This window comes from Lactobacillus sp. UCMA15818, assembly GCF_030400225.1.
Classification (GTDB): domain Bacteria; phylum Bacillota; class Bacilli; order Lactobacillales; family Lactobacillaceae; genus Liquorilactobacillus.
Window position 1 is genome coordinate 266120 of sequence record NZ_VJYB01000001.1, and the last position, 12754, is coordinate 278873.

Annotated in this window: 15 protein-coding genes; 2 read left to right on the top strand and 13 right to left on the bottom strand. The window is 36.7% G+C overall.

The window, feature by feature from the left end:
• Nucleotides 1–160 precede the first annotated feature (160 nt).
• The 11 genes from FFX44_RS01235 to FFX44_RS01285 form a co-directional block, all read right to left on the bottom strand.
• Nucleotides 161–1876, bottom strand: coding sequence for a proline--tRNA ligase (locus FFX44_RS01235; protein ID WP_289977151.1), 1716 nt, complete (start codon nucleotides 1874–1876; stop codon nucleotides 161–163).
• Between the two features lie 56 nt (nucleotides 1877–1932).
• Nucleotides 1933–3216: an RIP metalloprotease RseP gene (gene rseP, locus FFX44_RS01240; RefSeq protein WP_289977153.1), complete on the bottom strand. Its 1284-nt coding sequence runs from the start codon at nucleotides 3214–3216 to the stop codon at nucleotides 1933–1935.
• A gap of 28 nt (nucleotides 3217–3244) precedes the next feature.
• Nucleotides 3245–4030 (bottom strand): phosphatidate cytidylyltransferase, encoded by a 786-nt coding sequence (locus tag FFX44_RS01245; protein ID WP_289977154.1) that lies wholly within the window; start codon nucleotides 4028–4030, stop codon nucleotides 3245–3247.
• A gap of 6 nt (nucleotides 4031–4036) precedes the next feature.
• Complete coding sequence (locus FFX44_RS01250) at nucleotides 4037–4813, bottom strand: isoprenyl transferase (protein ID WP_289977155.1); 777 nt, start codon at nucleotides 4811–4813, stop codon at nucleotides 4037–4039.
• Between the two features lie 158 nt (nucleotides 4814–4971).
• The gene (gene frr / locus FFX44_RS01255) at nucleotides 4972–5535 is read right to left on the bottom strand and encodes a ribosome recycling factor (protein ID WP_289977156.1); all 564 of its coding nucleotides are present in this window, start codon (nucleotides 5533–5535) and stop codon (nucleotides 4972–4974) included.
• A gap of 3 nt (nucleotides 5536–5538) precedes the next feature.
• Complete coding sequence (gene pyrH, locus FFX44_RS01260; protein WP_289977157.1) at nucleotides 5539–6261, bottom strand: UMP kinase; 723 nt, start codon at nucleotides 6259–6261, stop codon at nucleotides 5539–5541.
• A gap of 197 nt (nucleotides 6262–6458) precedes the next feature.
• On the bottom strand, nucleotides 6459–7337 hold the full coding sequence (tsf, locus tag FFX44_RS01265) for a translation elongation factor Ts (RefSeq protein ID WP_289977158.1): 879 nt from the start codon (nucleotides 7335–7337) through the stop codon (nucleotides 6459–6461).
• 93 nt (nucleotides 7338–7430) lie between these two features.
• Complete coding sequence (rpsB, locus tag FFX44_RS01270) at nucleotides 7431–8225, bottom strand: 30S ribosomal protein S2 (protein WP_289977159.1); 795 nt, start codon at nucleotides 8223–8225, stop codon at nucleotides 7431–7433.
• Nucleotides 8226–8389: 164 nt separating this feature from the next.
• On the bottom strand, nucleotides 8390–9379 hold the full coding sequence (locus FFX44_RS01275; protein ID WP_289977160.1) for a D-2-hydroxyacid dehydrogenase: 990 nt from the start codon (nucleotides 9377–9379) through the stop codon (nucleotides 8390–8392).
• Nucleotides 9380–9532: 153 nt separating this feature from the next.
• Nucleotides 9533–9826, bottom strand: coding sequence for a GIY-YIG nuclease family protein (locus FFX44_RS01280; RefSeq protein ID WP_289977161.1), 294 nt, complete (start codon nucleotides 9824–9826; stop codon nucleotides 9533–9535).
• The gene (locus FFX44_RS01285) at nucleotides 9810–10559 is read right to left on the bottom strand and encodes a tRNA1(Val) (adenine(37)-N6)-methyltransferase (RefSeq protein ID WP_289977162.1); all 750 of its coding nucleotides are present in this window, start codon (nucleotides 10557–10559) and stop codon (nucleotides 9810–9812) included. The genes FFX44_RS01280 and FFX44_RS01285 overlap by 17 nt, the downstream gene beginning before the upstream one ends.
• Nucleotides 10560–10650: 91 nt before the next feature.
• On the opposite strand from FFX44_RS01285, the gene FFX44_RS01290 reads away from it, so the two are divergent.
• Nucleotides 10651–11274, top strand: coding sequence for a 1-acyl-sn-glycerol-3-phosphate acyltransferase (locus FFX44_RS01290; protein WP_289977164.1), 624 nt, complete (start codon nucleotides 10651–10653; stop codon nucleotides 11272–11274).
• 123 nt (nucleotides 11275–11397) lie between these two features.
• On the opposite strand, the gene FFX44_RS01295 is transcribed toward FFX44_RS01290, so the two are convergent.
• On the bottom strand, nucleotides 11398–11622 hold the full coding sequence (locus FFX44_RS01295) for a YneF family protein (protein ID WP_141053728.1): 225 nt from the start codon (nucleotides 11620–11622) through the stop codon (nucleotides 11398–11400).
• Nucleotides 11623–11698: 76 nt separating this feature from the next.
• On the bottom strand, nucleotides 11699–11947 hold the full coding sequence (locus tag FFX44_RS01300) for a DUF896 domain-containing protein (RefSeq protein WP_289977167.1): 249 nt from the start codon (nucleotides 11945–11947) through the stop codon (nucleotides 11699–11701).
• 149 nt (nucleotides 11948–12096) lie between these two features.
• On the opposite strand from FFX44_RS01300, the gene lexA reads away from it, so the two are divergent.
• Complete coding sequence (gene lexA, locus FFX44_RS01305) at nucleotides 12097–12723, top strand: transcriptional repressor LexA (protein WP_289977168.1); 627 nt, start codon at nucleotides 12097–12099, stop codon at nucleotides 12721–12723.
• Nucleotides 12724–12754: the final 31 nt, after the last annotated feature.

Genomic DNA, 12754 nt, shown 5'->3' on the forward strand with positions numbered 1-12754 from the left:
TTATTCAAAGTAACTATAATACTTAAATTCTATCACTAAAAATTACTCTCTGTAAGAATTTCTAGTACTAATCAATGAAATTATAAAATATAAAAGACGAAAGCGATAAAAAGCAATCACCTTCATCTTTTATTGAAACAAATCAAAACCAATTCATATTTTAATCTTCTTTTTCTTCTGAAAGCAAGATACTAATCGCGTTCTGCAATTCTTCACGCCGAACCTCAACTGTTTCTCCATTGCGGCGAAGCTTAACTTCAACAATGCCTTCTTCAGCTTTCTTCCCAATTGTTACTCTGACAGGTAATCCCATTAAATCTGAGTCAGCAAACTTAACCCCTGCACGCTCTCTACGATCGTCTACCAAGACACTATAGCCAGCACTTTGCAAGTCAGACGTAACCTCATCGGCTAATCTAGCTTGTACATCATTTTTTGAATTAACTGGAACAACGTGGATATCAAAAGGAGCAATTGTCTGTGGCCAAATTATCCCATTTTCATCACTATTTTGCTCAATAATAGCTGATAAAAGACGAGATACACCTATACCATAACAACCCATAATAACTGGTACTTGTCGTCCATTTTCATCAAGTACATTTGCTTTTAAATCGTTAGAATAACGTGTCCCTAACTTGAAAATATGTCCGATTTCAATTCCTCTGGTAAACTTCAGCAATCCTTGCCCATCAGGAGACGTCTCACCTTCACGAACGATTCTCAAATCGACATAGTCATCAACTTCGTAATCTCTAGGAGCGTTAACGTTAATGAAATGATACCCATCCTCATTAGCTCCGCAAATTCCATTACTCATTTTCTCAACGTCAACATCGGCAATAACTCGTAAATTCTTTGAAATTCCAACTGGTCCAACTGAACCAAAATCAGCTCCAAGGAGCTTAACTGTTTCTTCCTCAGTTGCCATGCGAGCTTCTTTTGCGCCCAAGAAATTTTTTAACTTAACCTCATTGAGTTCATCAATTCCACGGAGTAAAACAATCGTTGGCTTTTCGTCAACATACAGTAACAGAGTCTTCAAAACATCGTCGGCAGTTGCATCAAGAAACGCAGCAACTTCTTCAACCTTTTTTACATTTGGAGTTGCTGTTTTCTTCAAGTCACGTTTGCTTTCATGTGATGTCTTAGTAATTCTCAAGTTCTTTGCCATTTCCAGATTTGCGGCATAATCACTACCATCCGAATATACGATTGTGTCTTCACCAATATCTGCAATTGCCATGTATTCCTTGGAATCATTACCACCCATTGCGCCAGCATCGCCAATGATTGAGCGAAAATCTAAGCCACAGCGCTCAAAAACATTTTGATATGCTTCTTCCATTTGACTATAAACACTGTCTAAACTATCTTGCGTTGCATGAAATGAATAACCATCAAACATTAAAAACTCGCGGCCACGCAATAATCCGAAGCGTGGTCGATTTTCATCACGATATTTCATTTGAATCTGATACAGAGTTAATGGTAACTTTTTGTATGACTTAATTGAATCTCGAATTATTGAAGTGAACGTTTCTTCATGTGTTGGTCCCAAAATAAAATCACGTTCATGCCTGTCCTTTAACTTAAACATTGCAGGCCCATAGGTTTCATATCTACCAGATTCTTGCCAAAGTTCAGCCGGAATAACGGCAGGAACCAGCATTTCCGTAGCGTCAATTGCATCCATTTCTTCTCGAATAATTTGCTGAATTTTTGTTAAGACCTTGTGTGCAAGAGGCAAGTAAGCATACATGCCTGCTGTAATTTGTTTAACATAACCCGCACGAAGCATTAATTTATGACTAAGTGCTTCTGCGTCACTTGGTACCTCTTTAACAGTAGGTATCAAAATTTTTGATTGTTTCATAACTAATCCCCTTTTTGAACGAACACCAGTAATCATTTAAGACTGCTAGTAAATTCTTAATTAAAGAAATAACGATGAATATCATTCCATGTTACGAGTACCATTAAGAGCATTAAAAAGCCAAACCCAATTAAGGTAATCATCCCTTCTTTTTCAGGTGACAATGGTTTTCTTCTGATTCCCTCTATGATATTCAAAACTATCTTTCCGCCATCCAATGCTGGAATGGGAAAAAGATTTACAATTCCAAGATTAATTGAGAGAAATGCCAATAGGCTAATTACACTTGTCAATCCATATTGTGCAGCTTCTGAAGTATAAGAATAAATTGCAACCGGTCCACCAAGGTCATTCAAACTGAATCCATGTGTGAAAATTCCTCCAATAGCTGCGAGCAACGCTACCATTGTAGCCCAGGTTTTTGTAAAACCATAGGCCGCAATTGCCATAAATGAAGAATCAGTATGTGTCTTAGCGGTAATACCAATCAGTCCTATTTTTTTACCATTTTGATTCTGAACTCTAGGAGTCAATCCAACCGTTTTTTTCTGATTATCACGGCTATAAGTCACTTTAATTTTTTTACCAGGAGCAGCATTTACATATGATGAGAGCTTCTGCCAACTAGCAGTTTTATGCCCATTAACAGCGACAATTTCATCGCCAACTTTCAAGCCTGCTTTTTTCGCCACAGAACTTGTAGCAAAACCACCAATCTTTGTAGAATTTTCAGAAGTTACTACACCACCTTGAATAACTGCAACCAAAGTAAACGCAACGATTGTCAATATAAAATTATTGAGCGGACCCGCAAAATTTGTTAATATTCTCTGCCAAAGTTTTGCGGATTGAAACTGAACATCAATTGGAGCAATCCTAACTTCTGTCCCATCTTCTTCAATAATTGATGCATCATGTAGAACTGGAAAGCGCCGATATTTATCTTCTTCACCATTTTCATAGCCTTCAATCCAAAGATCTTTTTCAAGATCCCATTTGACAACTTCAACTGGTATTCCGGAAATCAAAGTCTTCTTCTTACTTGCATTAATTGTTTCGACCACATCATCTTGGTTCAAAAGCAAACTAACTGTGGTACCTGGCTTCAATGAATCATCATCGTCTTCAAGACCTGCCATCCTTACATATCCACCTAAAGGAAGTATCCGAACTGTATAAGTCGTACCGTTTTTTTGGTGCGCAAAAATTTTGGGACCCATGCCAATTGAAAATTCGCGCACTAAAATCCCAGCACGTTTTGCAAAATAGAAATGTCCAAATTCATGAACAACTACCAGAACCCCAAAAACAATAATAAATGTCACAATTGTAATTAGCATGTTAGCTTCCTTTCAAAATAGAATGTTTTTAAATTAACCCTATAAAGTGTGCAACTGGCAAGACAAACAATAATGAATCAAAGCGATCTAAAATTCCCCCATGCCCTGGTAAAATTCTTCCCGAATCCTTTACCCCATAGAAACGTTTTAGTGCTGATTCAACTAAGTCCCCCATTTGTCCAACAATCGATAAAATCAGTGTTATCAATAATACTGATACGAGACCGAAATTTTGCGGATAAATTAGTGTGAATCCACCCGCAATTACTATTGCAATAATTACGCCACCAATTGATCCTTCCCAAGTCTTGTTGGGACTAATGTGTGGTGCAAGCTTATTTTTACCTAATTTGCGACCAACCAAATATGCTCCGCTATCAGTAGACCAAACGATCAACAGCAGATAAAAGACAGTTGAAATACCAACATTCCTTGCCTGCATTAAATAATGAAATCCTACAGATGAGTAAATCGTTCCCAAAATTAGCATTCCTGCATCATCAAAAGAAAAACGATTCTTTGTGATTACAGTGTACATTAATAAAATCAACACAAAGAAATAAAAAATAGTGAATCTTGTCGTATCACTAGGCAAAAAATTCAACCAACTTTGTGGAATAAGTACTGCTAAAGCGGCTAACATTGAAATAACAGCTTCAGGAGATACCAATAATTTCTTGCGCATTATCAAAATCTCAGATAATGCAACTAGGCCCAGTAAGATAGCTAATATATCAAATAATACCCCGCCTAACCATACTAGCGGAACAAAAATGATTAGAGCAACTACTGCCGTAATTACACGTTGTTTCATGATGGATTACCCTTTCTTTAGACCGCCAAAACGGCGATCACGTTTCTGATATTCTATAATATTTTCACACAAATCTTCAGGTGTATAATCAGGCCACAAAACATCACTGAAAATAAACTCACTATATGCAAGTTGCCAAAGTAAAAAATTGGAAATTCTCTGCTCCCCACTTGTACGAATCAATAAATCAGGATTTGCCAATTTTGCCAATTTTCTCGTCATTAATGCATCTGAAATCATGTCTTCATTAATCGAATCAGCCACTAATTCTTTTTTCTCAACCTTCACTGCCAGATTTTTTACAGCAGCCACTATCTCATCTCGTCCACCATAGTTAATAGCAAAATTCAAAATCATTCCTGTACAATGACTCGTTTGTGCAATTGCACGCTTAACGGCGGCTAACGTTTCAGGTGGGAGTTCACCTAACTCGCCCATTGCATTAACTTGAATATTATTTTCAATTAATTCGGGAACAAAGGTATCAAAAAAAGTAATTGGTAGACTCATTAAAAATTCAACTTCTTTTTTGGGACGTTTCCAATTTTCTGTCGAAAAAGTATATAATGTTAAAACCTTGACACCAAAGTTACTTGCAGCTTTAGTAATCTCTTTAACGGTTGTTAGCGCAGTCTTGTGTCCTGCAATTCTTGGCAAATGCCTCTTCTTGGCCCAACGTCCATTGCCATCCATAATAATAGCAATGTGTTGCGGAATACGCTCTTCATCCATTTCCTGAAGTGTTTTCCCCAAATCATTATTTTTAATAAATTTTGAGAACAAGAGTTCACCTCCACTAAAGTTCAAAACTTATTTTAACAAAAAAGTAACAACGGAGCAAAAAGCATCGCCTCTTAGGAAACTGATTAATGAAAATTAAATATCAATCATCAATTTCCAGCATGCCACTCCGTTGTACTCTGTGACTAACTATGCTGTCGTTAAACATCAAGAATTTCTTTTTCTTTTTCAGCCTGAATACCATCAACGCTCTTTACTGAAGAGTCTGTAAGCTTTTGTGCCTGCTCTTCTAGATTATGTAAATCATCTTCAGTCAAATCGCCATTTTTTTGTGCTTTTTTAAGATCATCGATTGCGTCACGACGAACATTACGAACTGCTATTTTTGCTTTTTCGGCCTCAGCTTTGACTTCTTTCGCGATTTCTTTGCGACGCTCTTCAGTCAACTGTGGAATCACCAAACGAATAGCTGAACCATCATTTGCTGGTGAGATTCCTAAATCTGATGCCAAAATAGCATGTTCGATATCCTTGAGTGATGACTTATCATAAGGAGTTACCATTAAGACGCGTGCCTCTGGAATAGAAATCTGAGCTATTTGATTCAATGGTGTTGGTGCACCATAATATACCACCGTAATTCTGTTCAAAAGGCTAGCGTTTGCGCGGCCCGCACGGATGTTTCCAAGTTCACGCTGTAATGCTTCTTGAGCTTTTGTCATTTTTTCTTGTGCATTTTTTAAGATCGGATCATTTATTTTCATCGTCTATTTTCCTTTCACTGTTGTCCCAATTGATTCACCCTTTACAACTCTTTGAATATTACCACGTTCATTCATATTGAATACTACTAGTGGAATATCGTTGTCCATAGATAGTGATGAAGCGGTTGTATCCATGACTTGTAGCCCCTTATTAATGATATCAAGATGTGTAACCTCTGAAAACTTGACAGCTGACTGATCCTTTAATGGATCTGCCGAATAAATGCCATCTACTCCGTTTTTTGCCATCAAAATAACATCTGCATTAATTTCTGAAGCACGTAAAGCAGCCGTCGTATCTGTTGAAAAATATGGTGAACCCGTTCCTGCAGCAAATATAACTATCCTGTCTTTCTCAAGATGGCGAATTGCTTTACGTCGAATATAAGGCTCTGCAATCTGACGCATCTCAATTGAGGTCTGAACACGAGTGGGAACATCCAATGATTCCAAGTTATCTTGAAGTGCAAGAGCATTCATTACAGTACCTAACATACCAATGTAATCTGCCTGTGATCTCTCCATGCCCATCTGAGCCCCAGCTTCCCCACGCCACATATTGCCACCACCAACCACGATAGCAATTTGAACACCCAAAGCATAAACTTCTTTGATTTCTTCAGCAACTTTCCGGATTTCTAAAGGATTAATCCCAATTTTTTGATCACCTGCAAGAGCTTCCCCACTCAACTTTAATATCACGCGCTTATACTTTACATCTGTCATGATGATCCTCCTATAGTTATCATTTGTGTGTCATACCTTGAGTATATTCATGCTTCATTCTATCATACTTAGACAAACTTGAATATCTCAAAAAAAGAGTTTACTGCATATAAATAGGGGTATCAAAACTAATTAGTTTCAATCCCCCACTTGACAACAGGCATAGAAAACTAAATAACATGTTGTCCGATATAATATTAGTCTTTAACCTGATTCATAACTTCTTCTATAAAATTATCTTCTTTTTTCTCAATACCTTCACCAACTTCGTAACGAGTGAATGAAATGACCTTACCACCCTTTGAAGCAATATACTTGGCAACCGTTTGGTCTGGGTCTTTGACAAATTCTTGGTCCGTTAAACTAATTTCTGCTAAGAATTTATTCAAGCGTCCTTCGACCATTTTCTCAACAATTTTCTCAGGCTTGCCCTCATTCAAAGCTTCTTGTGTAAGAACTTCCTTTTCATGTGCAAGTTCTTCAGCAGGTACTTCATTACGGTCAACATATTTAGGATTAATTGCTGCAACATGCATCGCAATATCTTTAGCAGTTGCTTCGTCAGCACCTTCAACAAGCACAAGTGAAGCAATCTTACCACCCATATGGAGATATGAACCAAAATTTTGTGTTTCTGTTTTCTCAACTAATTTAAAACGACGTAGTGTAATTTTTTCGCCAATAACTTGAGTTGCTTCAATGATTTCATCGTTAATTGTACCTTTATCCGTAGAAATTTTAAGCGCCTCTGCGATATTTGCTGGTTTTGCTTCAGCAATTTTGATAGCAACAGCCTTTACTAGTTCTTTAAACTGTGCATTTTGTGCGACAAAGTCAGTCTCAGCATTAACTTCGACAACAGCTGCAACGTTATCGAAAACTTCAACATCAGCTAGACCTTCAGCTGCAACACGATCACTTTTCTTAGCCGCCTTTGCAATTCCTTTTTCACGCAGGAAATCAACAGCTTTTTGCATATCACCATCGACAGCAACTAAAGCTTTTTTAGCCTCCATCATACCTACGCCTGTTTTATCACGCAATTCTTTAACTTGAGAAGCAGAAATTTTTGCCATTACTATGGCCTCCTTATTTCTAAATTATAAAAAGGCTGTCCCTAACTTTAAGGCCATTAATGTGCCCAATGTTGGAAACAGCCTAAGATTTAACTATTCAGCATCTTTGGTAGTATTTTTACCTTCAACAGCTTCAACAATATCTTCGATTGAATCTACTGCATCAGCATTTTTAAATGATTCTTCAACGGATTCAATATCATCCTCGCCTTGATTAGCTTCGACGATAGCATCAGCCATCTTAGCAGTAATCAAGCGAACTGCACGGATAGCATCATCATTAGAAGGAATCTTAACATCGATTTCATCTGGATCAGCGTTTGTATCAACCATAGCAATAATAGGAATATTAAGCTTGCGTGCTTCCTTGATTGCAATCCTTTCCTTACGCGGATCAACTACAAACAATGCATCTGGAATACGAGGCATGTCTTCAATTCCACCCAAGAATTTCTCAAGACGATCTTTTTGCTTAAGCAACAAAGATACTTCTTTCTTAGGAAGAACATCGAAAGTTCCATCCTCAGCCATTGCTTTAATTTCCTTAAGACGCTTAATTCGTTTTTGAATTGTATCCCAGTTTGTTAAAGTTCCACCCAACCAACGATGGTTTACAAAGTATTGACCAGCGCGTTTTGCTTCTTCTTCAACTGCATCTTGTGCTTGTTTCTTTGTACCAACAAAAAGAATAACACCGTTATCTTCTGCTGCTCTCTTCATGAAGTCATATGCATCATCAATTAACTTAACTGTTTTTTGTAAATCAATGATGTAGATACCATTACGTTCTGTAAAGATATACTTCTTCATCTTAGGGTTCCAACGACGTGTTTGATGTCCAAAATGAACACCAGCTTCAAGCAATTGTTTCATGCTAATTACTGCCATAATACAAAATACCTCCGATAATTTTTTTTCCTCCTCCGCATTCAACTGAAATCAGACTCAAATGAGCAATATGATTTCTATCGTACGAAGTGTGAATTAGTGCCTGATATAAAGCACCTGAAATATTATATCGTAATTCAAATTAAAACGCAAGAATTATTCTTTTATTTTACAATTGTATTTGCCGTTCCATTCTCACAAACACTTTTAGCGCTATTTAAAGCAATCAATACCATATTCTCGACCGCTGTTTCCGTGTAAAAAGCAACATGGGGCGTTACCAAAACATTATCAAGCGACAATAATTCCTTGAAAGTTTTGTCTTCTATCTTCTGATTGCTTAAATCATGATTAAAGATATCACTTTCATTTTCATAAGTATCTAGTGCTGCACCTGCGAGCTTTCCCGATTTTAAAGCCGCAATTAATGCTTCAGTGTCTACCAATGCACCACGAGCCGTATTGATAATGTACGAACCATCCTTCATCTTGTTAAGATTTTCTATACCCACCAAGTGATAGTCATTAGGCGTCGCCGGCATATGCAATGTAACTACATCAGCTTGTGAAAACAGTTCATCATAACTGCCAACATAAATTCCTTGTTTTTTCAATTCGGGATTGGGATAGAGATCATATGCAATCACCTTTGCACCAAATCCACGGTAAATATCAATTGCAGCTCGTCCAATTCTTCCTGTTCCGACCACACCAACAGTCAATGAACGTAATTCTTTTCCTACATAAGGTGCCCAGCGAAAATCTTGCTTTGCAACTTTATTTCTGAATATTGTTGTGTTGCGAAGAAGCTGCATCAGTTGAGTTACTGAAAATTCGGCAATTGCATTTGGCGAATATGCAGGAACATTTGTTACTATTACGCCATTTTTCCTTGCTGCATCAAGGTTGATATTATCCACGCCAACATTACGGATAGAAAATACTTTAATACCAAACTCTTTGAACTTAATAAACATCTCATCTGGATAGGTACCTGTTTGGAGTGCTAGAACTCCATCAAACCCCTTAATTTTGTCAACAGAATTCATGTCTAACATATCTGGTAAACGTAAAACTTCATTACCAGTTTCTTTCTCCCATTGAACAAAATACTTTTCTTCATCTTCACGTACATTAAAAGCTATAAACTTCATCATGAACCTCCAAATTAAATATCACTATTCTACGGTGGGACAGAAGAAACTAATTACTAAGCTACCTTTCTTCTACTCAAGAAAATAATATCTTTGTCCATCTATCATTGTAGCATGAAAAATAACTTCAATGCTCCTATTTAGCAATGCCTTTTATTTTTTAAGTTTTTTAATATTAATTCCATGCTCTTCAAGATACTTTAATTTTTGCTTTCGCAATTGATGCTTGAATGCATATTCAGCCCTTAACGCATCTGATTTATTATCAAAAGCTTCATGATATAAGAGTTGCACTGGTCGTCTGCTTTTTAACCGTGTATATTTTGCACCTTTTCCAGCGTTGTGAACAGCCAGTCGATGATTCATATCATTAGTAAATCCCCCATATAGCGTAAAATCAGCACATAACAAAACATAAAAAAAATAGTTTTTATTCACTTTTCCCATACAGAATCTCCCTCAATAACGGTGTATATTCATCAGAGTCTTTATATACTATAATAGCTGGCATAAATCTGATACCATTTGGTCGCCCATCCTTAATTGCTTCAATCAAAATCATGTTTGCTTCTTTTCCTGCTTTTGGATGAACTAACTGTACTTTTTTAGGTGCGAGTCGATGTTTTCTCATTAATTCGAAGATTTCAGCTGCTCTTTCCGGTCGATGTATAAAATATGCTTTACCATTCATCTTCAGTAAATCACTTGCAACTTCAATAATTCGCTCAAGGTTCACAGAAATTTCATGACGTGCAATCGCCAAATAAGGATTATCATTTTTTTTACTAGTGGGTAGATTTGAGAAATATGGTGGATTGCAAGTCACAATGTCAACCGAATCTTTTTTTATGAATTCAGTTGCTTTATCCAAATCAATATTTAATATCTGAACTCTATCTTCTAAATCGTTAAGTTCGATACTTCTCTTTGCCATATCTGCTAAACGGTCCTGAACTTCGACCCCGATGATTTGACCAGTCACTTTTTTTGTTAAGAAGAGTCCAACTGCCCCATTTCCAGCACACAGATCAACTAATCTTCCATCTTTTTTTCGTAATCCACTAGTAAACGACGCTAATAAAACAGCATCAAGAGAAAAAGAAAACACATCTGCGCTTTGAATAATCCCAACTTCATTTGAATACAGTCTGTCAATTCGTTCGTTTTCGTAAAGCTTCATTTTAATATCACCTTCATTTTAACTTGCATGTCATCACAAAATTAGGCATACTTATCATTGAAATAATTTGTTAAGAAAGGAATGTCCCGTGATGTTCTATTCATTTATTCGTATTGTAGCACGTGGGATAGTGTTTTTAATCAATGGAAATGCACACTATCTTAATAAAGAAAAACTCCCAAAGGGCAATTATATACTTGTTGGGCCTCATCGTGCCTGGTTTGACATGATTTATTTTGCATTGGGCGCGGCACCAAAGAAGTTCTCTTTTATGTCAAAGAAGGAATTGTTTAAAAATCCAATTTTGCGTTATATTCTGGTCCATGCTAACGCATTCCCAGTTGATCGCAAAAACCCAAGCCCTTCTGTAATCAAAACACCTGTCAATTGGCTTAAAAAACGTGATATTTCTTTAATCATGTTTCCTTCTGGAACAAGACACTCTCAAAGTTTAAAGGGCGGTGTTTTGCTAATTGCACGTTTAGCAGGTGTTCCAATTATTCCTGCTGTCTATCAAGGCCCTACAACAACAAAGGGGTTGCTTAAAAGAAGGAAAATTACAGTTGCTTTTGGTGATCCGATTATTATCAATGCGCGCAAAAAACTGACAGATGAGCAACAGCAAGCAATTCTTGCAGAAATGACTTCATCATTCAAAAAACTGGATACACAAATTAATCCAGACTATGTTTATATCGATAAGAGCAAATCATAGGGTCATTGGTACTTAGACTAAGAATTAGTTTAAATAAAAAAGGAGTTCTACCAAAACAAAACGTTTCGGCAGAGCTTCTTTTTTATGTTGAGTCATCTTAACTCTGACTCACACCGCACTTTTTTATTTCTTCGTGTTTTGTGACTTCATTGCGTTCATCATCTGATGAAGTTTTTTCTCAGAAGGCTTTTGGCCCATCTGGAGCATCATTGTCTTCAACATTGTTTCGTTGATTGGCGGGTTTTTCTTCAAATAGCTTTCCATATATTTACGGGCAGCGAAGAATCCACCAACAAAGCCTAAGACAAGCGCAAGGATAACGATTAACACCCAAATTGTGGTTGACATCACGAATTGCTCCTTTCATGTCGTTTCAAATAACAATTCTACACAATCTTTAAGTAAAAATAAAGCTCAAACTTGGCTAATCATCACGTAATCCTTTTTTTCTTTGAATTTTCTTGACCTTTTCAGGTGTAACTTCATTGCCATCTTTATTAAAAACTTGTAACATTTCCACATTACTGCGAAAAGTTGCTCGAAAAGCAGCCAAATAATCCTCCCTAAGGCTCTTTTGCTCAATTAATTCTTCTTTTGTCAAACCAATCCTTTTTTTCTTCTTCGAAAGTTCATTAATTCGATTAATGAGTTCCTGTGAAATTTTACCTGCCATTTCATTACCTCACTACTGATTATTATTGAATAGACTAATCATACATTAACAAATAATAATTTTCAAACATCTAATACGAACGTTTGTTTGTAATGTATATTTATTTGTGTTAGAGTTATTTTATTAATAATGTGATTGAGGTGTCGTAAATGACAAAAGCTTCTGAAAAAAGACAAATGGCAGTTCTACGTTTCATTTATGAACGAGTCAATGAAAAGGGATATCCGCCGACAGTTCGTGAAATCTGCCAAGCTGTTGATTTATCATCAACTTCCACTGTACATGGGCATCTAGCACGACTTGAAAAAAAAGGATATCTCCAAAAAGATCCAACAAAACCGCGTGCAATTGAACTCACGGCAGTCGGTCTAGAAGCATTAGGAATTGAAGAACATGCAGATTCGATTCCAATGCTTGGAACGGTTACAGCTGGTATGCCAATTCTTGCCGTGGAAGAAGCATCTGAATACTTTCCACTGCCACCTGACTTTAATTCCTCTGATAACCTTTTTATTTTGACCATTCGTGGTGAAAGTATGATTAATGCTGGAATATTGAATGGTGATCGTGTTATCATTCGCAAACAAGAAAGTGCAGAAAACGGTGAGATTGTAATTGCGATGAACGATGATGATGAAGCAACCTGCAAACGTTTCTTCAAAGAAGATGGTTACTATCGATTACAGCCTGAAAATGATACGATGGCTCCCATTATTCTTGATTCAGTATTAATTCTTGGTAAAGTTGTCGGGTTATACCGCAACCTTATTTCATAACGATAAAACAATATTCACACTTAAAAATACC